This is a genomic window from Dyella ginsengisoli LA-4 (genome assembly GCF_000334915.1).
In the GTDB taxonomy this organism is placed as follows: Bacteria; Pseudomonadota; Gammaproteobacteria; order Xanthomonadales; family Rhodanobacteraceae; genus Dyella_A; species Dyella_A ginsengisoli_A.
Genome location: NZ_AMSF01000025.1, coordinates 107,746 through 131,336, shown reverse-complemented (window position 1 = coordinate 131,336; position 23,591 = coordinate 107,746). Strand labels below are relative to the sequence as shown.

The following is a 23,591-nucleotide window of genomic DNA, read 5'->3' as shown; positions in this document are numbered from 1 at the left end:
TGCTGCACGACCCGATCGCTTTCCGGAGTGCGCATGGCCCGCATCGTCGTCGTCGGCAGCATCAATATGGATCTGGTCACCCTGGTGCCGCGCTTTCCGGTAGCAGGCGAGACCCTTCTGGGCGAGCGCTTTCTCACCGTCCCCGGCGGCAAGGGAGCCAACCAGGCGGTCGCGGCGGCGCGACTGGGCGCACAGGTGGTGATGGTCGGCGCGGTGGGGCGCGACGCGTTCGGCGAGCAACTCGCGCGCGGGCTCGTCGAGGAGGGTGTGGACACCACCCATGTGACGACACGTGACGACGTGGGCAGTGGCACCGCCTCGATCACCGTGGCCGAAGGCGACAATCAGATCGTCGTGGTTCCAGGCGCCAACGCCCACGTCACGGCGACGCAGGTCGAGGCCGCGCGGGCGCTCATCGAGCGGGCCGACGCGGTGCTGGTGCAGATGGAAATTCCGCTGGAAACCGTCGAAGCCACGGTCCGGCTCGGGCGGGCGGTCGACGTACCCGTGATTCTCAATCCCGCACCGGCGCAACCGCTGCCGCGGGAGTGGCTGGCGCAGGCACGCTACCTCACGCCCAACCAGCACGAACTGGCGGCGGTGCTGGGCGATGCGGGCGATACCGACTTCCGCGAGCTGATGCGACGCGCGCCATGCCCGGTGGTGCTGACGCGGGGCGGCGAAGGCGCGTGGTACCGGGAGCAGGGCGAACCCCTGCACCAGCATGGCTTCAGCGTGGATGTGGTCGACACCACCGGTGCCGGCGATACCTTCAATGGTGCGCTGGCGGTGTTTCTGCGCGACGGGCTCGAGGTGGCGGTGCGCAAGGCCTGCGCCGCCGCTGCACTGTCGGTGACCCGGCTCGGTGCGCAGGGCGGAATGCCCACCCGCGATGAGCTGGAGGCTTTCCTCGGCAGCCGGGCCGGCGCGTGAGTCCACTGGAGATCACCGCCAACGTGCTGGCTGGAGCGTCGATCCTGCTGGCCGGGCGAAACAGCGTGCATACCTGGTGGACCGGCATTGTCGGCTGCAGCCTGTTCGCCTTCGTGTTTCTGCACAGCCGCCTGTATGCCGACGTGGTGCTGCAGGGGTTCTTCGTCGGCACCAGCGTGGTGGGCTGGTGGCAATGGCTGCATGGCCGCGACGGCGGGGAACTGCCGGTGACCGACCTGCCCCCGCGTCAGCTGCTCGGACAGCTGCTGGCCGGCGCCGCCGGAGCGGTGATTTATGGCCTGCTGCTGCGGCGCTTCACCAATGCCTACGCGCCATTTCTGGACTCGACCGTGCTCGCTTTCAGCATCGTCGCGCAGTTGCTGATGATGCGTCGGCGCGTGCAGAACTGGCCGTTCTGGCTGCTGGTCAACTCGATCGCCGTGCCGCTGTACTTCAGCCGCGGCCTCTATCTCACCTCGGTGCTCTACGCGGTGTACTGGGTCAACGCACTGGTGTCCTGGCGCCACTGGCGACGGCTGCGCGAGGCAACGGCGGGACTCGCCAACGCCTGATCCGCGGCGTCTGGCGCGAGTGTGCGCTACTTGCCGATGCAGAACGAACCGAAGATCGCGCCGAGCAGGTCGTCGCTGGTGTACGTGCCGGTGATCTCGCCCAGTGCGTGCTGGGCCTGGCGCAGTTCCTCGGCGGCCAGTTCGCCGGCGTGCAGCGCAGACAGCGCATGCGCCGCCTGCACCAGGCGGTCGCCGACATGCCGCAGCGCTTCGACGTGGCGGCGACGCGCACTGAACGCGCCTTCGCCACCGCTCTGTCCTGCGAGCTGCTTGAGCACCTCGCGCAGGGCATCCACGCCGTCGCCGGTGCACGCCGACAGCCACAGCGCCCCGGCTGCGTCCGATACATCCGTCGCGGGTAGCCGGCCATCGCGATCGATCTTGTTCACCACCACCAGGCGCGTGACCTCCGGCGGGAGCCTGTCCAGCAGGGACAGATCTTCCGCGCGATGCGCCCGCTCGGTTACCAGCAGCGCGACGTCGGCCATGGCCAGCTCGCCATGCGCTCGACGCACGCCTTCGCGCTCGACCTCGTCCTCGGTATCGCGCAGGCCCGCGGTATCGGCCAGCTCCAGCGCGATGCCATCGAGCCACACGGTCTCGCGCAACACGTCGCGGGTGGTGCCGGCGATCGAAGTGACGATGGCGCGATCGCGCCCGGCCAGCGCATTGAGCAGGCTGGACTTGCCCGCGTTCGGCCGGCCGACGATGACCACCCGAAGACCGTCGCTCAACCGCACGCCGCGCTCGGCCTCTTGCAGCAGTGCCGCGTGCCCCTCGCGCAGCGCCTGCAGCTTCCGGGCAATGGCCGGATCGGCGAGAAAGTCGATTTCTTCCTCGGGAAAATCGATCGCCGCCTCCACGTGCACGCGCAGGTCGATCAGTTGTTGCAGCAGGTCGAGCACCCGGCGCGAAAAGGCGCCCTCCATCGACTGCAGGGCGGCGCGGGCCGCGGCGAGCGAGCGGGCCGCCACCAGGTCGGCCACCGCCTCGGCCTGGGCGAGGTCGAGCTTGCCGTTGAGAAACGCCCGCTCGGTGAATTCGCCGGGTCGGGCCAGACGCGCACCAAGCGCACAGACCCGGCGCAGCAAGGCATCCAGCAGGACGATGCTGCCGTGTCCCTGCAATTCGAGCACGTGCTCGCCGGTGTAGGAGTGCGGCGCCGGGAAATGCAGCAACAGGCCCCGATCGATCAACCCACCGTCGTCTTCGCGGAAGGAGGCAAAGTGTGCATGCCGCGGCGTCGGAGCGCGGCCGAGCAGGACCCGCGCGATTGCCGGAACGCCCGGCCCGGAGACCCGTACCACGCCGACGCCAGCCGCGCCCGCTGCGGTAGCGATGGCGGCGATGGTGTCGTGGTTCGCGGCGGCGTTCACGCGGAGGACTCGGGAAAAGCAACGGCCCGCCAGAGGCGGGCCGTCGGGATCAGCGACTGACCAGCGCCTTGGCGGCCTCGGCGCGATCGATGCGCCGCGTGACCCACCACTGCTGCGCCAGGCGGCACAGGCCGTTGACGATGTAGTAGAGCACCAGACCGGCGGGGAAGAAGGCGAACATCACGCCGAACATGAGCGGCATGAACTTCATCATCTTCGCCTGCGTCGGATCCATGCCGGGCTGGGTCGGCATCATCCACTGGGTCATCAGCATCACGCCCATGTACAACACCGGCAGCACGAAGTACGGATCAGCCGCAGAGAGGTCATGGATCCAGCCGACGAACGGTGCCTGACGCAACTCCACGCTCTCGCGCAGCACCGTGTACAGCGCGAAGAAGATCGGGATCGTGATCAGGATGGGCAGGCAGCCGGCGACCGGGTTGATCTTCTCCTTCTTGTACAGCTCCATCATCGCCTGCTGCATCTTCTGCTTGTCGTCGCCGTAGCGCTCCTTCAGGGCGTCCATCCGCGGCTTGAGCTTGCGCATGCGCGCCGCCGAGACGTACTGCGCCTCGCTGAGCTTGTAGATGGCGACGTTGATCAGCAGCACCAGCAGGATGATCGCGAAACCCCAGTTCCCGACCAGGTGGTGCAGGTGGGAGAGGATCCAGTGCAGCGGGCTGGCGACGATCGAGAAGATGCCGTAGTCCAGCGCCAGCTCGAAGCCCGGCGCCAGCGCGCCGAGCTGCTCGCGCAGCTTCGGACCCACGTACAACCGGGCATCGGTGCTGCCGCTCTGACCCGGTGCCACGGTGATCGACGGGCCCATGTCGCGCACCAGGTAGCGCGGACCGTCCTGATCGTTGATCACGGTGCTGGAGAAGGTGTCGGCCTCGTGCGCCGGCGGCAGCCAGGCGGTGACGAAGTAGTGCTGCTCCATCGCCAGCCAGCCGCCGGTGACCGGCTGGTTCAGCGGCTCCTTGGCGAATTTGTCGAAGGCCAGCTTGTCGAACTTGTGCTCCGGGCTGTACCAGGCAGCACCGAAGAAGCTGTAGCGCGACTGGTCGGAGAACTTCGCCAGGAAATTGCTGTGCACCGGGGCCGGAGGCACCACGCGCTGCAGCTGGCGGTAGGCGTTGCCGGTCCAGGGCTTGGCGCTGCCGTTGTCGATCTTCTGGCTGAGGTCGACGACGTAGCTGCCGCGGTGCAGGGTGTAGCGCTTGGTGACCTTCAGCCCGGAGGGGTCGGTCCAGGTAAGGTCCACGTTGAGTGCGTCCTGCCCCTTGGCCAGCGTGTAGCTGGCCTGCGTCGACTGGAACAGTGCGCGGTGGTCCGGCGCCGCACCGGTGCCGCTGATCAGACCGTCCTGGGCGGCGAAGAAATGCGAGCCGGTATCGTCGAGCAGGCGGATCGGCGCAGGGTCCGGATCCTTCTTCGTGCGCGGCGTGACCGGGTAGTCCAGCAGTTCCGAGCGCACCAGGCTGCCGCCACGGGTGTCGATGGTCAGCCGCAGCACGTCGGTGGTGACGGTGATCAGCTGCGCCTTGTCGCCGGTAGCCGGTTTGGCCACCTCGTTCGACGGCAGCGCTGGCGTGGTCGGCACGGACGCACCCGGAACGCTTCCGTCAGCGGTGGTCGCAGCGGCCGGGGTGGCGGCGGTACCTGCGGCCGCCACGGCGGGCAAGGCTGGTTGCGGACTGTAGTCCTTTTCCCAGGCGTTCCACAGCAGGTAGGCGACGGCCACCAGGGCGAACAGGAGGAAGGTACGCGTTTGGTTCATCGCGAGGCAGGTCCGGTAGGCGCGGCGCCAGGGCGCGGCGACGGAAAAAAATAGGTCAACGCGCGATTGTGCCGGCCGCGGGATCGGGCTTCAACGGCAGAAGCTTGCGCCACAACTGGTCGAGCTCGGCCAGCAACTCCGGTCCGGGCAAGTGCGCGGCTTGCTCGCGCGCCATCACCACAAGGTCGATGGCGGGCAGTTGGTGGCGAATGCGGCGGAATGACTCACGCACGAGGCGCTTGATGCGGTTGCGCTCGACCGCGCGCTTGGAAACTCGTTTCGAGATCGCCAGGCCGAGCCGCGCGTGGCCGTGATCGTTCGGTCGATAGCGCACAGAAAAACAGCGGCCGCCTTGGCGGCCGCTGGCTTGTCGCAGAGCGGCGAAATCACCGGCGCGGCGAAGCCGCGCCTCGCGCGGCAGGCCGGCGGCACGCATGGCTTGCGCGCCGCTTACGGGATCAGGCGCTTGCGGCCCTTGGCGCGACGCGCATTGATGATCTTGCGACCGTCGGCCGTGGCCATGCGGGCACGAAAGCCGTGGGTGCGGGCGCGCTTGAGCTTGCTGGGCTGGAAGGTCCGCTTCATGGCTTCCTCCTGGTTAATGGTGAGAAAAAGGTTGGAAATTATGCGGAGTTGCGCGACCTGCTGTCAAATGGCCCCTCGCGCGGGCTGTGGACGGGGGTGTGGATAAATCTGCCATTCGCGGTGGATGGTGCTGTTAGACTTTCGCGTCCACCCTGCGCGCAAGCGCCCCTGCCGTGGTTGAAAGAACGATTCATGAGTGATCTCTGGCGGCGCTGCCTCGAGCGTCTGGAAGGCGAGCTCGGCGCCGACGAACTGCACACCTGGCTGATGCCCCTGCAAGCGCGGGACGCGCATACCGGGCTGCAGTTGTTCGCCCCGAACCCCTACACCCTGGACACCGTTCGCGACCGCTACCTGGCGCGGATCGAAGCGGTGATCGAACAGCTCACCGGGCATGTGCTCGAGGTGCGTCTCGAAGTCGGGTCGAACACCTATCGCGCCCCGACGACGCGATCTGGGTCGGCCACTGCCCCCGCACGTCCGGCGGCAGTGGCCCAGGTCCCCCAGGGCGCGCCGTTCGTCCACAACCTGGACCCGCACTACACCTTCGAGACCTTCGTCGAGGGCAAGTCCAACCAGCTCGGCAAGGCGGCCGCGATCCAGGTGGCCACCAATCCCGGCCGGGCCTACAACCCGCTGCTGCTGTACGGCGGCACCGGTCTGGGCAAGACCCACCTGATGCACGCCGCCGGAAACCTGATGCGCGAGCACAATCCGGACTTCAAGGTGCTGTACCTGCGCTCGGAGCAGTTTGTCGGCTCGATGATCGAGGCATTGCGCACCAAGAGCATGGATCAGTTCAAGCAGCGTTTCCGTTCGGTCGACGCGCTGCTGATCGACGACATCCAGTTCTTCGCCGGCAAGGACACCACCCAGGAAGAGTTCTTCCACACCTTCAATGCGCTGTTCGAGTCCAAACAGCAGATCATCCTGACCTGCGACCGCTACCCGAAGGAAGTGGACAAGCTCGAGCCGAGGCTGAAGTCGCGGCTGGGCTGGGGCCTTTCTGTGGCGATCGAACCGCCTGATTTCGAGACCCGCGCCGCGATCCTGCTGTCCAAGGCGCAGGACAAGGGCGTGCAGGTAAGCGAGAGCGTGGCGATGTTGCTGGCCAAGCGCATCCGCTCCAACGTTCGTGACCTGGAAGGCGCGCTCAACACGCTCGCGGCCAAGGCCAACTTCTTCGGTCGACCGATCACCACCGATTTCGCGGAAGAAACCCTGCGCGACCTGCTGGCTACGCACGCCCAGGCCGTCACGGTACCGAACATCCAGAAGATCGTCGCCGAGTACTTCAACGTGCGTCTGCAGGACCTGTTGTCCAAACGGCGCGTGCGCTCGCTGGCACGGCCGAGGCAGATGGCGATGGCACTGGCCAAGGAGCTGACCGAGCACAGTCTGCCGGAGATCGGGGAGGCGTTCGGGGGTCGCGACCACACCACCGTGCTCCATGCCTGCCGGACGATCAAGAAGCTGTGCGAGACCGACGCACGCATGCGGCAGGACTGGGAACAGCTGATCCGGACCCTCACGGGTTGAGGTTCAAGCCGGTTCCAGGCACAAGCTCTTGATAAGAGGTGCCGAAACTTGTGGATAAGTGGGGGATGTTTTGGCATCGAAATTTATCCACAATTGGCGCACAGACTCGCCAAGGCTTCAGACACAGGGTGGATTTGCTTCAAGGTATTGATTTTAAATCATTGTTTTCCTGAATCCGGGTTTTGCACCGGTACAGAAACAACTACCGCCCTTCTTTTAAAAACAGAAAAGCAGTGTTAGGGGACGCCCACCTATGCAATTCAGCATCCAAAGAGAAGCCCTGCTCAAGCCGCTCCAGCAGGTCGTTGGCGTCGTCGAGAGGCGCCAGACGCTGCCCGTGCTGGCCAATCTGCTGGTCCGAGTCTCCGACGGTCGCCTGTCCCTGACCGGGACGGATCTGGAAGTCGAGATGGTCGCGACAACGGGCGCAGAGAACCTGGCTGATGGGGAAACCACGATTCCCGCACGCAAGCTGTTCGACATCGTTCGTGCGTTGCCCGATGGCGCCCAGATCGAGCTCAAACTCAACGGCGACCGCGTAGCGCTCAATGCGGGGCGGAGCAGGTTCACGTTGGCGACTTTGCCGGCCGGGGAGTTTCCGACGATCGACGAGATCGAACTGGTCGAGAAAGTCAGCCTGCCGGAAGAGGTGCTCAAGGATCTGATGGAGCGCACGGCATTCGCGATGGCGAACCAGGACGTGCGCTATTACCTCAATGGCATGCTGCTTGACCTGCAGGAACACACGCTACGCTGCGTGGCGACCGATGGTCATCGACTGGCGCTCAAGGAAACCCAGCTGGAAAGTTCGGTCTCCGCGCGCCGCCAGATCATCATTCCGCGAAAGGGCGTGAATGAGCTGATCGGTCTGTTCGAGAACGGCGATGGCACGGTCGAGCTGGAGTTCGGGCGCAATCACCTGCGGGTGCGTCGTGGTGATGTGGTGTTCACCTCGAAGCTGATCGACGGACGCTTCCCGGATTACGAAGCGGTGATCCCGCTCGGTGCGGACAAGCGGGCGACGCTGGATCGCGAGGTGTTGCGGGGAGCGCTCCAGCGCGCGGCGATTCTCTCCAACGAAAAGTATCGTGGGGTGAAACTGGAGCTTTCCCCCGGGAGGCTGCGCATCGTGGCGCATAACCCGGAACAGGAAGAGGCCGTCGAGGAGGTCGAGGCGGAGACCTCGGTTTCGGATCTCGCGGTCGGGTTCAACGTGGGTTATCTGCTGGATGCACTCGCTGCGTTGCGGGGAGACAAAGCTCGACTCAACCTGCGCGACGCACAGTCCAGTTGCCTGGTGCAGGAAGACGACAGTGAGCAGTCCCGTCACGTGATCATGCCGCTGCGACTCTGATGTCGCTCGCGTGAGCCAGAGGCGCTCGATCCCTGTTGCCACTGGACGCCGGAGCCGTCACCTGACGCTCCGGCGTTCTTCGTTGTGGGTGTCTCCGTGCGCCTGGTGAGGCTGAAGGTCAGCTCGCTCAGGTGTATTCGAGACGCCGATCTCGAGTTGTCGCCTGGCATCAATGCTTTCGTTGGCCCCAATGGCGCAGGGAAGACCAGTCTGCTCGAAGCAGCTTTTGTGCTCTCCCATGGTCGCTCGTTCCGGAGCGGTGCGCGCGAGGCGCTGATTCGACGCGGAGAGCGCTCGCTGGGCATCTTTGCCGAGGTGTTGCATGCCGACGGGGGGCTGGATCGTCTCGGCATGGGCAAGGATGGGGCGCATTGGCAAGCGCGCCTTAATTTCGAGGGCTGTCCGGTCGCGGAATTGCTCGGGAGATGCGCGGTGGTCAGTTTTGATCCTGGCTCACACGCGCTGATTTCCGGAGGAGCAGAAGAGCGCCGGCGGTTTCTCGATTGGGGGGTGTTTCACGTGGAACACGCTTTCCTCGCTCTTTGGCGGCGCTATCAGAGGGCCTTGAAGCAGAGGAACAGCCTGCTTCGGAGCAAGTGCTCCGACGATGCGTTGTTCGCGCCTTGGGAGCACGAACTCGACGAGAGTGCCGCGACCATCGACCGACTCAGGAGGGGCTACCTCGATCGCCTTGTTCCGGTTCTGGCGAAATCGGCGGCATACCTGCTACCGGAGCTGGGCGAAATGAACCTGCGGTATCGCCCGGGATGGTCCGAACATGGGACGTTGAGGGAGCAGTTGGCCAGTTCGCGCGGAAGGGACCTGTCCAAGGGCCACACGACCATGGGGCCGCATCGGGCCGATTGGCAGATTTCGTTTGCCCACGCACCCTCCCGGGAGCACTTGTCGCGCGGCCAGGAAAAGCTGACCGCACTGGCCTGCCTGCTTGCCCAGGCCAGCCTCTTTTCGGAAGAGCGGGGGGAGTGGCCGATCGTTTGCATCGATGACCTCGCCTCGGAGCTCGATCGGGCCCACCAGGCGGCGTTGGTCGAGCAGCTGCGCGTGGCCGACGCTCAGGTTCTCGTCACGGGGACCGAACTGCCAGCCAGCCTGGACCCCCACACGCACGTGTTCCACGTGGAACAGGGTGTGGCAACGCCCCTGCTATAATCGGAAGGTTGACCATCCTCCGGCCCTTCGAGGCGCCATGCCGGAGGATTCCGGCGCCGGAGACCAGCCACCGAATGAACACGACTTACGATTCGAGCAACATCAAGGTACTCAAAGGCCTCGAAGCGGTGCGCAAGCGCCCCGGCATGTACATCGGCGACACCGATGACGGAACCGGCCTCCACCACATGGTGTTCGAAGTCGTCGACAACTCGATCGACGAAGCGCTCGCCGGCTATTGCGACCATGTCGTCGTCACCATTCACGATGATGGGTCGGTCAGCGTGAGCGACAACGGCCGCGGCATTCCGGTCGGAATGCATCCAGAGGAGGGACGTTCCACCGCCGAGGTGGTGATGACCGTGCTTCACGCAGGAGGCAAGTTCGACGACAACTCGTACAAGGTGTCCGGCGGCTTGCATGGTGTGGGTGTCTCGGTGGTCAACGCACTGAGCTCCCACCTGTGGTTGACGATCTATCGCGAAGGCAAGGAGCACGTCCAGGAATACAAGCTGGGTGAGCCCCAGTACCCGGTGAAGGTGGTGGGCGAGACCACGCGTCGCGGCACCACGGTGCGATTCCTTCCCAGCCCGGAAACCTTCAGCCAGGTCGAATTCCACTACGACATACTGGCCAAGCGGCTGCGCGAACTGGCCTTCCTCAACTCCGGCGTCACCATCGACCTGAAGGACGAGCGTGGGGAGGGGCGGCAGGACCGCTTTGCCTACGAGGGCGGCATCGCCTCGTTCGTACAGCATCTGTCCCAGCTGAAGACCCCGCTGCATCCGAATGTGATCAGCCTCAGTTCGATGTCCGAGCAGGATGGGATCTCGGTGGAGCTTGCGATGCAGTGGACGGACTCCTATCAGGAGACCGTGTTCTGCTTTACCAACAACATCCCCCAGCGAGATGGCGGTACGCATCTCACCGGCTTCCGTGCCGCGCTCACCCGCTCGCTGCAGGGCTACATCGAAAAGGAAGGGCTGGCCAAGAACGCCAAGGTTGCCCTGTCCGGCGATGACATGCGCGAAGGCCTGATCGCCGTGCTCTCGGTGAAGGTGCCCGATCCGAAGTTCTCTTCGCAGACCAAGGACAAGCTGGTCTCCTCCGAGGTCAAGACGGCCGTCGAGCAGGCGGTCAACGAGAAGCTGGGCGAGTTCCTGCTCGAGCACCCCAACGAAGCCCGGGCTATCGCCTCCAAGGCGGTCGACGCCGCCCGCGCCCGCGAAGCAGCCCGCAAAGCCCGCGAGATGACCCGTCGCAAGGGCGCGCTCGATATCGCCGGCCTGCCGGGCAAGCTCGCCGACTGCCAGGAGAAGGATCCGGCGCTGTGCGAACTGTTCCTGGTCGAGGGTGACTCGGCAGGCGGCTCGGCCAAGCAGGGTCGCAACCGCAAGTACCAGGCCGTATTGCCCCTGAAAGGCAAGATCCTCAATGTCGAGAAGGCCCGCTTCGACAAGATGCTGTCCTCGGCGGAGGTCGGCACGCTGATCACCGCGCTCGGCACCGGTATCGGCAAGGAGGACTACAACCCGGACAAGCTCCGCTACCACCGCATCGTCATCATGACCGACGCGGACGTGGACGGCTCGCACATCCGCACCCTGCTGCTGACGTTCTTCTACCGGCAGATGCCCGAGCTGATCGAGCGCGGCCACGTCTACATCGGCCTGCCGCCGCTGTACAAGCTCAAGCAGGGCAAGCAGGAGCTGTACCTGAAGGACGACGCGGCGCTCAACGAGTACCTGATCTCGAACGCGGTGGACAACGCCGAGCTGGTCTACGCCCCGGGGGCTCCGGCGATCACCGGCGAAGCCCTCGAGAAGTTGCTGCGCGACTACCAGCACGCACTCGACCAGATCACCCGTCTCGGCCACCGCGTCGACACGGCCGTGCTCACCGCGTTGCTCGAGCATCCGCCGATCGACGCCGCCCTATGGTCGGATGCAAAGGCGATGCAGGGCTGGCTGGATGCCGTCACGGACAAGCTGGCCGCCTCCGGACTCGGCAAGCCCCGTTACCGACTGGCCCTGCGCGAGGCCACGGCCGAGCAGCCGGCGGCGATCGAAGTGGTCCGCGAGCAGCACGGGCTGAGCCACACCTGGTTGCTGCCGCAGACGTTCTTCGCCGGCAGCGAGTTCCGCCCGATCCTCCTGGCCAGCCAGCATCTCTCGGGGCTGGTCCAGCCCGGTGCAGTCATCCGCCGCGGCAACGCCTCGCGTGGCGTGTCGAGCTTCGCCGAGGTCCGCGCCTGGCTGCTCGACGAGGCAAAGAAGGGCCGCACCATCCAGCGCTTCAAGGGCCTGGGCGAAATGAACCCGGAGCAGTTGTGGGAGACCACGGTGAATCCGGAAACCCGGCGCATGCTGCAGGTCGGTATCGAGGACGCTTTCGCTGCCGACCAGATGTTTTCCATGCTGATGGGCGAGGCCGTCGAACCGCGCCGCGACTTTATTGAAGCGAACGCGCTCAAGGTCGCAAACCTCGACATCTGACAGGGTTCAGGCCAGCCCGTCCGGCGGCGCTCATCATTCTGGTGGCGCCGCCGTGTTCGCTGGAGGTGCGTTACAGATAACTGCATACGCAGCCGCATGCTAAATGTTTGATTTTTATAAAATCGTCATGTGGCAGCGCGACTTGTTATCGATTGCATGTGCCGGTAGTCTTGGGGATCCCCTTACGCCTTTCTGCGCGTAATCCCGACATGAGGACAGCCATGAAGCATGCCCCCCTGTTCAAGTTGCTGGCAGGTGCGACCCTTGCCTTGACGATCATTGCTGCGCCGGTGGCTCACGCCAGCCATGCAGACAAGGACAAGAAGGAAGCGTTGTACCCTAACGCAACCCGCAAGGAGCCCAAGCTCGACCTGACCAGCAGCAAGGATCAGAAGCAGCTCAACGAAGGCCTCGATGCGGTGAACTCGGGCGACGCGGCCAAAGCCGAGTCCGTCCTGCAGCCCATTCTGGACAAGAGCAAGAGCAAGTACGCCCAGGCGCTGGCCCTGCAGGGTCTGGCCAGCCTGAAGTACAACGCAGGCGACCTGAAGGGAGCCATCTCTCTGCTGTCCCAGGCACTGGCCAACGGGGTCATGCCGAATGACACCTACTTCCAGCTCGAATACGAGATGGCCCAGTTCCAGTTGGCGGACGAGCAGTACGAGGCAGCGATCGACACGATCGCCAAATGGCGCGCCGAGGGCAAGCGCGACACGGCTGACTCCCACGCGCTCGAAGGCAATGCCTACTACCGGCTGCAGAAGTATCCGGAGGCGATCGCCGCGATGAAGCAGGCGATGTCGATGTCCGACAAGCCCCAGAACAGCTGGAACCAGATCCTGATGGCGAGCTATGCCGAGTCGGGTCAGAGCGACCAGGCTGCGCAGTTGGCCGAAAAGCAGTTCGAGGCCAACCCGAACGACCCGACCACGCTGAACAATGCGGTGGCGGTGTTGATGCAGGCGCAGAAGTATCCCGAGGCCATCAAGCTGATGGAGAAGGCCAAGGCTCAGGGCGTGCTGAAGTCCGACAAGGACTATGTGAATCTGGCCAAGCTCTACCTGATCACCGGTCAGACGACCGACAACCCGAAGCCCAGCGCCCTGAAGGCCGTCCAGACGCTTGAGGACGGCATGGCCAGCGGGATCATCCCCAGTACCTACGAGAACAACAAGCTGCTCGGCGATGCGGCCTACGTGGCAGGCAACGAGGCCAAGGCTGTCGCCGCGTACAAGAAGGCCATCCCGATGGCGACCGACGGCGAGGCCGCCGTTCGCGCCGGCCAGATCCTGGTGGTGCAGAACAAGAACCGGGAAGCGGTTCCACTGATCCAGCAGGGTATTGCCAAGGGTGTGAAGCACCAGGGTTCGGCCTACATGCTGCTGGCCGAGGCCGAGCGCGGCCTGAAGAACAAGCCCGCCGCCATCGCGGCGATGAGGAAGGCCGCGCAGGATCCGGAAACCGCGGCAAAGGCCAAGGACTGGTTGCGGAAGGCAGGAGCCGGCAAGTAACGCCAAGGCCTTGTTCCCCGGGCACAAATAGACGTCCAAAACCCGTGCCCGGGAGCTATACAAACGCCTTGCGCTGATGTACCGTTGAAATCTTTCCGCGCGCGAAAAGTTCCCGCGTTTCATGGCCTTGTTAAGGCCTGAGACATCGCTTCAGCGCTGCGGCAAACGCCCACCGATCGACTAGCTCCAAGATAGTGACAGATGGCCTCAAGCAACCACGAAATCGACAATAAGTCGTTCAATTGGAGGCGCACCTGGGCGTTGGCAGCCGCCATCGCGCTGCATTCCTTCGCGTTCCTGATGCTGGTGGCGCCCATGGCTCCGCCGAAGCAGGCACAAAAAGAGAAGGATAAGGTCGTCCAGGTAAACTTCATCGAGCCGCCGCCGCCGCCGCCGCCCCCGCCGCCGCCGCCGCCGGAGCCGCCGAAGCAGCCGCCGCCGAAAATCATCAAGCAGGTGCAGCCGCCGCCGACTCCGCCGCCGCCGGCGCCGCCGCCGCCGGTTGACGAAGCGACGAACAACCCGGCACCGCCGGTTCCGCCTGCGCCGCCGGCACCGCCTGCGCCGCCGTCGGACATCACGGCCAGCCAGGATCTGAGCTACAACAGCCGTTTGCAGCCGCGCTACCCGCCGCAGGCCATCCGTCAGCGTCACGAAGGTACGGTGACGCTGCTGATCCTGGTTGGTATCGATGGCTCGGTGAAGGACGTCAAGGTGGACGTCTCGAGTGGTTATCGCGAGCTGGACCGCGCCGCCATCGAAGCTGCACGCCACTGGCGCTTCAACCCGACGATCCGCAATGGTCAGAAGGTCGAGGGTTACGCCCGTGTCCCGGTCAATTTCAACCTCAATCAGCTGTAATCCCCATTACAGTTACAGTTCACGCTTGACTTCCCAAGGGTAGCGTTATGTTCCAAGAGACCTCTGCACCTCTGTCCAACGCCGAAGCGATGAAGCAGATCGGCTTCGACGCACTTCTCCACAACCTCGATCCGCTTGGCTGGATCGTGCTGGTCACCCTGGTGATCATGTCTGTGTCCTCGTGGTACTTCATCGTCGCCAACGCGATTCGCAACGCGATGGTCCGTTCGCGCGCCGACAAGGTGATCGATGGCTTCTGGAACACCGGTTCCACCCAGGAAGCCATCCGCGAGCTCGAGGCCCAGCCGAAGAGCGAGCCGTTCTCCAAGATCGCCCTGGACGCGGCCTCGGCCGTCGCCCACCACCAGCAGGCTGCTGCTGGCGGCAACGGTCTGGCCCAGACGCTGAGCCGTTCGGAGTTCATCGACCGCGCCCTGCGTCAGGCCGTGGCCCGCGAGAGCCTGCGCCTGGAAGGCGGCCTGACCCTGCTGGCAACGGTCGGCTCGTCCGCTCCGTTCGTCGGTCTGCTCGGTACCGTGTGGGGCATCTACAACGCGCTGATCGGCATCGCTGCCGCTGGCAACGCGTCGATGGTGGCCGTGGCCGGCCCGGTGGGTGAGTCGCTGATCATGACCGCGATCGGTCTGTTCACCGCAATCCCGGCGTTGCTCGCCTACAACTTCTTCAACCGCTCCAACCGTCTGACCTACGCCCAGTTCGACGAGTTCGCGCACGACCTGCACGACTTCTTCGCCACTGGCGCCCGCGTCGAAGGCAAGTGAGGGCCTGACCCATGGCGATGAGCACCGGAAATTCCGGCGGTCCGATGTCGGAAATCAACGTCACGCCCCTCGTGGACGTGATGCTGGTGCTGCTGATTATCTTCATGATCACGGCACCGCTGGCCAGCCACAGGATCACCGTCAAGCTACCCACGGCGACTCCGATCAAGGCTGACCCCAAGCCCATCAAGCCGCTGGACCTGGCCGTGCAGGCGGACGGATCGATGTTCCTGAACGATGCATCGGTGGACGAGAACCAGCTGAAGGCGGCCCTGGCCGTGGCTGCGTCCGAGTCTCCCCAGCCGGAACTCCAGATCCGCGCTGACAAGACGACCGAGTACAAGATCGTGAAGAAGATCCTCTCCGATGCGAAGGACCAGGGCATGGTCCACGTCGGTTTCATCACGACGGCGAAGGAGTAACGACCATGGCTTTCAGTACGGGAAGCGGCAAGGGGCCGATGGCGGACATCAACGTCACGCCCCTCGTCGACGTGATGCTGGTGCTGCTGATCATCTTCATGCTCACCGCGCCGATCGTGACGCATGACGTGAAGATCGATTTGCCGCAGCCGACCAACAACCCGCCGCCGGATACCGATCATCTCGATCCGATCCGTCTGAAGATCGACGCATCGGGTGCCTACTACTGGAACGATGTGCCTGTCGACGAGGCCGGCATGAAAGCCCAGATGGCGGTGATCGCGCAGCAGACCAACCAGCCGGAAATCCAGATCAACGCGGATGACGCGGTGGCCTACGAGTATCTCGCTCGGGCCCTGGCGGACGCGAAGAGCTACGGCCTGGTCAAGATCGGCTTCACCGAGCAGTAAGTAAGCTCTGCCGGAAACGCAAGCGTGAACGGAAACCCCCGCCTCGAGCGGGGGTTTTCTTTTTCCGGAGCTGTTCTTGCCGACCGCTGGCTAGTCGAGGATCCTCAGGTAGCGGCGTACCGTCGCCGCGAGCCCGTCGTAAAGTGCCTCGCCGATCAGCGCATGACCGATCGACACTTCGGCCAGACCGGGGATGGCCGCCTTGAACGTGCCGAGATTTGCCTGGCTCAGGTCGTGGCCGGCGTTGACCGCGAGCCCCGCCTGCTGCGCCCGCCGGGCGGTCTCCACGCAGGCTGCAAGCGCATCGCCGACGCGGCCCTCCGCGAAAGCGGCGGCATAGGGGCCGGTGTAGATTTCCACGCGCTGCGCGCCGATGCGCACCGCCGGCTCAAAGTTGGTCGTCCCGGCGTCCACGAACAGACTGACCCGGCAACCGACTTCACGGAAGCCGGCCACCAGCGGCGCCAGCCGGTCTGCGTCACGCACCAGGTCGAAACCGTGGTCCGAGGTGATCTGGCCGTCGCCGTCCGGCACCAGGGTGATCTGCGTCGGCCTCACCTCGCGGGCCAACGCCAGCAAACCCGGATAGTTGCCGCGGGCCTCGGCGAACGGGTTGCCTTCGATGTTGTACTCGACGCGCCCCCGCAGCAGCTGCGCCAGCAACCGGACATCGTCGGGCCGGATATGTCGCTGGTCCGGGCGCGGATGGACGGTGATGCCGCCGCAACCGGCTTCGATGCAGGTATGTGCAGCCCGGGCGAGAGAGGGCTCGTCGCCGCCGCGCGAGTTGCGCAGCACGGCGATCTTGTTGAGGTTGACGCTCAGCAGGGTCATGTAAGTCGGCACCAGCGCGGCGAGGGAAGGACGCGCGCGGAGCGAAACACCGCGGCGGACGTCAAGAGTACGCCAACTGCGTGACGCCGGATCACTCGAAATCGCCGCGCCAGCGGACCTCCATCGAGGGACCGCGCCAGGCCAGCGCGGCCACCCACGTTTCGTCGCACATGAGCTCTTCCAGGTGCCAGTCTTCGAGTGCTTCACCTTCGAACGCGAGCAGTTCCGGGCCGCCTAGGTCGAACGACACGACGACCCGCTCCATGCCGAACGCCAGGCCGCGGCCCTGCGCTTTGAGCAGCGCCTCCTTGGCCGTCCAAAAGCGCAGGAACTGCAGCACCCGGGCGGTATCGTCGCAGCGTTCGAGCGCGGTTGCCTCGGCCTTGGCGAAGAAGCGCCTGGCGAGTGCCAGCACATCACGCGTGCGCCGGCCGCGATGCTCGAGATCGATACCGGGCTGAACCGTCCGGGCCACCGCAACGAGCGCGCGCTCGCCGCTGTGCGACCAGTTGAAACAGAGCGCCGCGTGCCTGCCAGTCAGAAGTGTCGGTCGGCCGTGCTCCTCTTCATGCAATTGGAGCGTGTCCGCCTCGCACCCCAGATACCGGGCGAGCAGGCGCCGCAGCGGAGCCCGCCCCACGCCGGGGCGATAGGCGCAGGACCACACGTGAATCTCGTCTTCGCCCAGGGGCTCTGCTAGTTTGGCCTGCGGCGGCCGGACATGCTCGGACATGCCCGGCATGGTGCCGGGCCGCATGCGGCCAGCACAAGAACCGGACAGGAGCGCCACGGACGCGCGCGCATCGGGCGAGGGCCAACGGTGATTTCAGGCTGGCTGCTGCTGATCGTGGCCGCACTCTACGTGGGGCTGCTCTTCGTGGTCGCCTGGAAGGGCGACCGCAACCCGCTGTACCCGCGCAAGGCGTCCCTGCGGCCGCTGGTCTACAGCCTGGCGCTTGCCGTCTACTGTTCGTCCTGGACGTTCTACGGTGCGGTCGGCACGGCGGCGCGTGATGGCCTTGCCTACCTGCCGATCTACCTGGGTCCGGCGCTGCTGTTCCTGTTCGGCTTCGGCCTGATGAGCCGGCTGGTAACCGTGGCCGGCCAGCGCAACATCACCACCATCGCCGACTTCATCGGCGCGCGCTTCGGCAAATCGCACGGCCTGGCCGCGCTGGTCGCGCTGATCGCGGTCACGGCTGTCGTGCCCTACCTCGCACTGCAGTTCAAGGCGATGGCGATGTCGGTGGACGTGCTGTCGGATACCGGGCCGACGTCGATCATTCCTTCCGCGGACAGCGCGCTCTGGTGTGCGCTGTTGCTGGCCGCATTCGCCATCCTGTTCGGCACCCGCAGCATCGACGCCAGCGAACACCATCACGGGATGATGCTGGCGATCGCGCTGGAGTCGATCATCAAGCTGGTCGCCTTCCTCACGCTCGCCATCTACGCCCTCTGGCGCGGGCCCGGCTGGGATGCCCTGGCAGCGCTGCCGCCAGCGCGGTTCACCCAGGGCCAGTCGCCGGGCTTCCTGGCGCAGACCGTGCTCGCCTTTCTCGCGATGTTCTGTCTGCCGCGGCAGTTCCAGATCGGCGTGGTGGAGTGCGAGGACCCCCACGACCTGCACCGTGCGCGCTGGATGTTCCCGTTGTACATGCTGCTGATCAGCGCGGCGGTGCTGCCGATCGTGGCCGCCGGCATGCATCTGCCGGCGGTACGCGGTGGGCTGGCCGATGCCTGGGTGCTCAACCTGCCGCTGGCGCACGGCGACCGCGGCATGGCCCTGGTGGCGTTCATCGGCGGTTTCTCCGCCGCAACCGGGATGGTGATCGTCGCCACCGTGGCGCTCTCGACCATGATCAGCAACGACCTGGTGATGCCGGCCTTGCTGCGCATCCGACGGCTGCGGCTGGAGCAGCGCCAGGACCTTTCGCTGCTGCTGCTGCGCATCCGGCGCGTGGCCATCATCTCGCTTTCGCTGCTGGCCTACGGCTATTACCGGCTGGTCGCGGACAACGCCAATCTGGCGGCGACCGGCCTGCTGGCCTTCGCCGCGGTGGCGCAGTTCGCGCCGGCGATCATCGCGGCGCTGTACTGGCGTGGCGCCAGCCAGTCCGGTGTGGCGATCGGCCTGCTCGCCGGCTTCGCCTCCTGGTTCTACACCCTGCTGCTGCCGGCCATCGATCGCCATGCCAGCTGGCTGCAGGAGGGGCCGTTCGGCATCTCCTGGCTGCGGCCGCAGGCGCTGTTCCACCTCAGCGGCTGGGACCCGGTGATGCACAGCACCTTCTGGTCGCTGCTGCTCAACGTGGGCTGCCTGGTGTTCATCTCGCTGCGCTTCCGACCCAGCCTGGCCGAGCGCATCCATGCCGCGATGTTCGTCGATCCCTATATCGCCAGCAGCAGCGGCAGCGGCGACTGGCGCGGGCGCGTCGCGGTGGGCGACCTGATGACGATTGCCGGTCGCATCGTGGGCGAGCGCAGTTCGCAACGCGCTTTCGCCGAATACGGCCTGCGCCAGGGCAAGGCGCTGGAGCCGAACGAATCGGCCGACCGCGCGCTGATCCAGTACACCGAACGCCTGCTCGCCGGCGCGGTGGGTGCGGCCAGCGCGCGGCGGATCCTGATGGGCGCGCTGTCCGGCTCGGGCCTGGACATCGCCGAGGCGATGGCGCTGATGGACGAAGCCTCGCAGGAGCTTCGCTTCAACCGCGAGCTGCTCTCCACCACGCTGGAGAACGTCTCCCAGGGCATCAGCGTGGTCGATGCGCGGATGCGCCTGGTCACCTGGAACCGCCGTTACCTCGAGCTGTTCGACTACCCCGACGGCATGGTCTACATCGGCGTGCCGGTCGCCGACCTGATCCGCTGGAACGCCGAGCACGGCGAATGCGGCCCGGGCGAGGTGGAGGAACACGTGGCCAAGCGCATCGGCCACCTGCGCGCCGGTACGCCGCACCTGTTCCAGCGCGTGCGCCCGGACGGGACGGTGATCGAGATGCGCGGCCGGCCGTTGCCCGGTGGCGGCTATGTCACCACCTACACCGACGTCACCGCCTACAAGCATGCCGAGCTCGCGCTGCGCGAGGCGAACGAGAATCTCGAGCAACGGGTGGACCAGCGCACCGCCGAGTTGAGCGAGGCGCTGGACGCCACCGCGCGCGCGCAGCGCGAGGCGGAGGCGGCCATGGTCTCCAAGACCCGTTTCCTCGCCGCCGCCAGCCATGACCTGCTGCAGCCGCTCAACGCCGCCCGCCTGTTCACCTCGGCCCTGCGCCAGCAGCCGGCATTGGATGAGGAGTCGCGCCGCCTGGCCGAGCGCATCGACGCCTCGTTCCGTGCCGCCGAGGACCTCCTGGACGCGTTGCTCGACGTCTCGCGACTGGATGCCGGACGCTATCAGCCGGAGTTCGGCGATTTCGCCCTGGCCGACCTGTTCGATTCCCTGCGCGCGCAGTTCGCCGTGGTCGCCGAGCAGCGTGGCCTGCGACTGCGCGTGGTGCCGACCAACCTGTCCATCCGCAGCGATCCGCAGCTGCTGCGGCGGATCCTGCAGAACTTCCTCTCCAATGCCCTGCGCTACACCCGCGAAGGTGGCGTGCTGCTGGGCGCGCGGCGCGACGGCGACGAGGTGCGCATCCAGGTATGGGACACCGGGCCCGGCATCGCGCCGGAGCAGCGTGCGCACATCTTCGACGAGTTCCAGCGCCTGCAGCGGCCTTCGCCGTGGGGCGAGAAGGGGCTGGGCCTGGGACTGTCGATCTGCGACCGCATCGCGGCGATCATGGGGCATCGTCTCGAACTGCATTCGCGCGAGGGACACGGCAGCTGCTTCGGATGCGTCGTGCCGCGTGTGGCTGCGGTGCCCCGTCGCCCCGCGGTCGCCCCGCGCCTGCCGACCGGCGAACAGTTGCCGCTGACCGTGCTTTGCCTGGACAACGACCCGGCCATCCTCGATGGTATGAAGGCCCTGCTCGGGCGCTGGGGCGTCGATTGCCGGCTTGCCGAGGACGTGGCGCAGGCCGAGGCCGAGCTGCGTCGCGGCGGGGTCGACCTGGTGCTGGCGGACTACCACCTGGCCGACAGCACCGATGGCCTGCAGGCGTTGAACCAGTTGCGGCTGCGGCTGGGCAGCCTGCCGCCGGTGGCGATGATCACCGCCGACGGCAGCAGCGAGCTGAAGCAGCGCGCGCGCGAACTCGGCTACCCGCTGCTGCACAAACCGGTGCGCCCGGCTGCGCTGCGCGCGCTGCTCGGAGCGCTGGTGCGTCGCCAGGCCAGCAACGGCTGATCGCCGCGCCTACTCCGAGTCGTCGTCGGGGAACGGCTGCATGGCGCCGGGGTCCACCGCCAGCTGGCTTGCGGCAAGCGCTACCTGGGTGCGGTTGTTGACCCCCAGTTTGCGCATGATCGCGGTCATGTGGGCTTTCACCGTCGCCTCGGACACACCCAGGTCCCACGCGATCTGCTTGTTGAGCTGGCCCTCGGCGATCATCGTCAGCACGCGGAACTGCTGCGGTGTCAGCGACGCAACCCGTGCGGCGACGTCGGCCTCGTCGCGCTTGAGCGCGATCTCGCCGCCGACCAGCTGGTGCGGCAGCCAGGTGTTGCCGTCGAGCACGGCATGGATCGCCTGCACGATCTCGTCGCCCGGCGTCGACTTCGGAATGTAGGCCGAGGCGCCGTGTGCCAGCGCGCGGCGAGCCACCTGGGCCTCCTCATGGCCGGAAACGACGATGGTCGGCAGGCCCGGGTACTGGCCCCGGATGTGTGCCAGGGCCGAGTAGCCGCGGGCACCGGGCATGTGCAGGTCCAGTAGCAGCAGGTCCGCCTCCGGATACTGCTCGATCAGCGCCATCAGTTTGTCGACGCTGTCCGCGCAATGCACTGCGGCCGCGGGCAGGGCGGAGACCACCGCGCGCTCCAGTGCGTCGCGGAACAGGGGATGGTCGTCGGCGATCAGAACGTCGGGCATGGGATGGCTCGCGGGAACGCATCCACTGCGCTCCCGCTCATGGTCACTTGATGAGCCGCTCGTCGACCAGGTTCTTCACCACGCTGGGGTCGGCCAGGGTGGAGATGTCGCCGAGCTGGTCGGGTGCGTTCTCGCCGATCTTGCGCAGGATGCGGCGCATGATCTTGCCCGAGCGGGTCTTGGGCAGGCCGGGGGCCCACTGCAGGAAATCCGGCGTGGCGATCGGGCCGATCTCCTTGCGCACCCAGGCGATCAGCTCCTTGCGCAGGGCGTCGTCACCCACTTCGCCAGCGACCAGGGTCACGTAGGCATAGATGCCCTGGCCCTTGATCTCGTGCGGGCAGCCGACCACGGCGGCCTCGGCCACCTTCGGATGCGATACCAGCGCGCTCTCCACCTCGGCGGTGCCGATGCGGTGGCCGGACACGTTGATCACGTCGTCGACGCGGCCGGTGATCCAGTAGTAGCCGTCCTCGTCGCGGCGCACGCCGTCGCCGGTGAAATAGTTGCCGGGGTAGGCACTGAAGTAGGTCTCGACGAAGCGCTGGTGGTCGCCGTAGACGGTGCGCATCTGGCCGGGCCAGGAGTCGGTGATCAGCAGGTTGCCCTCGCAGGCGCCCTGCTGCACCTCGCCGTTGGCGTCGACGATCGCCGGCACCACGCCGAAGAACGGCAGGGTGGCCGAGCCGGGCTTGGTGGCGATCGCGCCGGGCAGCGGGGTGATCAGGATGCCGCCGGTCTCGGTCTGCCACCAGGTGTCGACGATCGGGCAGCGCTCGTCGCCGACCACACGGTGGTACCACTCCCAGGCCTCGGGGTTGATCGGTTCGCCGACCGAACCGAGCACGCGCAGGCTCGCGCGCGAGCAGGCCTTCACCGGACCCTCGCCCTCGCGCATCAGCGCGCGGATCGCGGTGGGGGCGGTGTAGAACAGGCTGACCTTGTGCTTGTCCACCACCTGCCAGAAGCGGCGGTAGTCAGGGTAGTTCGGCACGCCGTCGAACATCAGCGTGGTGGCGCCGTTGGCGAGCGGCCCGTACACCACGTAACTGTGCCCGGTAACCCAGCCGACGTCGGCGGTGCACCAGTAGACGTCGTCCTCGCGCAGGTCGAACACGCATTCGTGGGTGAAGCTGGCGTACACCAGATAGCCGCCGGAGGTATGCAGCACGCCCTTCGGCTTGCCGGTGGAGCCGGAGGTGTACAGGATGAACAGCGGGTGCTCGGCTTCCATCGGCTCGGCCGGACAGTCGGCGCTCTGGCCATCCATCAGGTTGTGCCAGTAACGGTCGCGCGGCGACTGCATTGGTACGGCCGAACCGGTGCGACGCACCACCACCACGGTCTCCACGCTGTTGGTGCCGGGGCGCTCGAGCGCGGCATCGACGTTGGCCTTCAGCGGGATCTTCTTGCCGCCGCGCACGCCCTCGTCGGCGGTCACCACCACCTTGCACTGCGAATCGGCGATGCGCCCGGCCAGCGAGTCGGGCGAGAAGCCGCCGAACACCACCGAATGCACCGCACCGATGCGCGCGCAGGCCAGCATCGCCATCGCCGCCTCGGGGATCATCGGCAGGTAGATCGCTACGCGGTCGCCTTTCTGCACTCCCAGGTGCTTGAGCGTGTTGGCGAACTTGCACACCTCGGCGTGCAGCTCGCGGTAGCTGATGTGGCGCGACTCGTTCGGATCGTCGCCCTCGAAGATGATCGCGGTCTTGTCGCCGCGCTTTTCCAGGTGGCGGTCGAGGCAGTTGGCGGCGACGTTGAGCGCGCCGTCCTCGTACCAGCGGATGAACAGATTGTGCGGGTCGTACGAGGTGTTCTTGATCTTCGTCGGCGCCTTCATCCAGTCCAGCCGCTGGCCGATGCGGCCCCAGAAGCCCTCCGGATCCTTCACCGATTCGGCATAGAGGCGCTCGTAGTCCTCCCGGTTCACCCGGGCGCGGGCGGCGAATTCGGGATTGACCGGATAGACCTTGGACATGACGG

The 23,591-nt window shown here is 66.1% G+C and carries 20 protein-coding genes; 12 read left to right on the top strand and 8 right to left on the bottom strand.

What is annotated here, in order from left to right; genetic code table 11:
* The first annotated feature begins 33 nt into the window (after positions 1-33).
* Positions 34-933 carry a ribokinase gene (gene rbsK / locus C693_RS0107635; protein WP_017461671.1) on the top strand — a complete coding sequence of 300 codons (900 nt, stop codon included), beginning with the start codon at positions 34-36 and terminating at the stop codon, positions 931-933.
* Positions 930-1,505, top strand: a complete 576-nt coding sequence (gene pnuC, locus C693_RS0107630; RefSeq protein WP_017461670.1) for a nicotinamide riboside transporter PnuC — start codon at positions 930-932, stop codon at positions 1,503-1,505. Before rbsK ends, pnuC begins: the two co-directional genes overlap by 4 nt.
* 26 nt (positions 1,506-1,531) lie before the next feature.
* Here the strand turns inward: pnuC and mnmE are convergent, their stop codons facing one another.
* The 4 genes from mnmE to rpmH are packed head-to-tail and all read right to left on the bottom strand — an operon-like array spanning position 1,532 to position 5,249.
* Positions 1,532-2,881 (bottom strand): tRNA uridine-5-carboxymethylaminomethyl(34) synthesis GTPase MnmE, encoded by a 1,350-nt coding sequence (mnmE, locus tag C693_RS0107625; RefSeq protein ID WP_017461669.1) that lies wholly within the window; start codon positions 2,879-2,881, stop codon positions 1,532-1,534.
* 49 nt (positions 2,882-2,930) lie between these two features.
* Positions 2,931-4,664 (bottom strand): membrane protein insertase YidC, encoded by a 1,734-nt coding sequence (gene yidC, locus C693_RS0107620; RefSeq protein WP_017461668.1) that lies wholly within the window; start codon positions 4,662-4,664, stop codon positions 2,931-2,933.
* Between the two features lie 55 nt (positions 4,665-4,719).
* Entirely contained in the window at positions 4,720-5,100 is a 381-nt protein-coding gene (gene rnpA, locus C693_RS21335) for a ribonuclease P protein component (RefSeq protein ID WP_017461667.1), read from the bottom strand.
* 14 nt (positions 5,101-5,114) lie between these two features.
* Entirely contained in the window at positions 5,115-5,249 is a 135-nt protein-coding gene (gene rpmH, locus C693_RS0107610; protein ID WP_007082494.1) for a 50S ribosomal protein L34, read from the bottom strand.
* 192 nt (positions 5,250-5,441) lie between these two features.
* Between rpmH and dnaA the strand changes: the two genes are divergently transcribed.
* From dnaA to C693_RS0107565, 9 genes are all read left to right on the top strand, one after another.
* The gene (gene dnaA, locus C693_RS0107605; RefSeq protein WP_017461666.1) at positions 5,442-6,788 is read left to right on the top strand and encodes a chromosomal replication initiator protein DnaA; all 1,347 of its coding nucleotides are present in this window, start codon (positions 5,442-5,444) and stop codon (positions 6,786-6,788) included.
* A gap of 253 nt (positions 6,789-7,041) precedes the next feature.
* Positions 7,042-8,142, top strand: a complete 1,101-nt coding sequence (gene dnaN, locus C693_RS0107600; protein ID WP_017461665.1) for a DNA polymerase III subunit beta — start codon at positions 7,042-7,044, stop codon at positions 8,140-8,142.
* A gap of 96 nt (positions 8,143-8,238) precedes the next feature.
* A complete protein-coding gene (gene recF, locus C693_RS0107595; RefSeq protein ID WP_043598557.1) occupies positions 8,239-9,312 on the top strand; it encodes a DNA replication/repair protein RecF in 1,074 nt (357 codons plus the stop codon).
* Between the two features lie 74 nt (positions 9,313-9,386).
* Positions 9,387-11,807, top strand: a complete 2,421-nt coding sequence (gene gyrB / locus C693_RS0107590; protein ID WP_017461663.1) for a DNA topoisomerase (ATP-hydrolyzing) subunit B — start codon at positions 9,387-9,389, stop codon at positions 11,805-11,807.
* A 221-nt stretch (positions 11,808-12,028) separates the two neighbouring features.
* Positions 12,029-13,318 (top strand): tetratricopeptide repeat protein, encoded by a 1,290-nt coding sequence (locus C693_RS0107585; protein WP_017461662.1) that lies wholly within the window; start codon positions 12,029-12,031, stop codon positions 13,316-13,318.
* A gap of 201 nt (positions 13,319-13,519) precedes the next feature.
* Positions 13,520-14,179, top strand: a complete 660-nt coding sequence (locus C693_RS0107580) for an energy transducer TonB (protein WP_017461661.1) — start codon at positions 13,520-13,522, stop codon at positions 14,177-14,179.
* Between the two features lie 47 nt (positions 14,180-14,226).
* On the top strand, positions 14,227-14,961 hold the full coding sequence (locus C693_RS0107575; protein ID WP_017461660.1) for a MotA/TolQ/ExbB proton channel family protein: 735 nt from the start codon (positions 14,227-14,229) through the stop codon (positions 14,959-14,961).
* Between the two features lie 11 nt (positions 14,962-14,972).
* Positions 14,973-15,383, top strand: coding sequence for an ExbD/TolR family protein (locus C693_RS0107570; RefSeq protein ID WP_017461659.1), 411 nt, complete (start codon positions 14,973-14,975; stop codon positions 15,381-15,383).
* 5 nt (positions 15,384-15,388) lie between these two features.
* On the top strand, positions 15,389-15,793 hold the full coding sequence (locus C693_RS0107565; RefSeq protein WP_017461658.1) for an ExbD/TolR family protein: 405 nt from the start codon (positions 15,389-15,391) through the stop codon (positions 15,791-15,793).
* A 90-nt stretch (positions 15,794-15,883) separates the two neighbouring features.
* On the opposite strand, the gene C693_RS0107560 is transcribed toward C693_RS0107565, so the two are convergent.
* Complete coding sequence (locus tag C693_RS0107560; RefSeq protein WP_017461657.1) at positions 15,884-16,627, bottom strand: pyridoxine 5'-phosphate synthase; 744 nt, start codon at positions 16,625-16,627, stop codon at positions 15,884-15,886.
* A gap of 91 nt (positions 16,628-16,718) precedes the next feature.
* Positions 16,719-17,360, bottom strand: a complete 642-nt coding sequence (locus C693_RS0107555) for a 4'-phosphopantetheinyl transferase family protein (RefSeq protein WP_026107257.1) — start codon at positions 17,358-17,360, stop codon at positions 16,719-16,721.
* An 87-nt stretch (positions 17,361-17,447) separates the two neighbouring features.
* On the opposite strand from C693_RS0107555, the gene C693_RS0107550 reads away from it, so the two are divergent.
* Positions 17,448-20,918 carry a hybrid sensor histidine kinase/response regulator gene (locus tag C693_RS0107550; RefSeq protein WP_017461655.1) on the top strand — a complete coding sequence of 1,157 codons (3,471 nt, stop codon included), beginning with the start codon at positions 17,448-17,450 and terminating at the stop codon, positions 20,916-20,918.
* 9 nt (positions 20,919-20,927) lie between these two features.
* Here the strand turns inward: C693_RS0107550 and C693_RS0107545 are convergent, their stop codons facing one another.
* Positions 20,928-21,602 (bottom strand): response regulator transcription factor, encoded by a 675-nt coding sequence (locus C693_RS0107545; protein ID WP_017461654.1) that lies wholly within the window; start codon positions 21,600-21,602, stop codon positions 20,928-20,930.
* Between the two features lie 43 nt (positions 21,603-21,645).
* The gene (gene acs / locus C693_RS0107540) at positions 21,646-23,586 is read right to left on the bottom strand and encodes an acetate--CoA ligase (RefSeq protein ID WP_017461653.1); all 1,941 of its coding nucleotides are present in this window, start codon (positions 23,584-23,586) and stop codon (positions 21,646-21,648) included.
* Between the last annotated feature and the right edge of the window lie 5 nt (positions 23,587-23,591).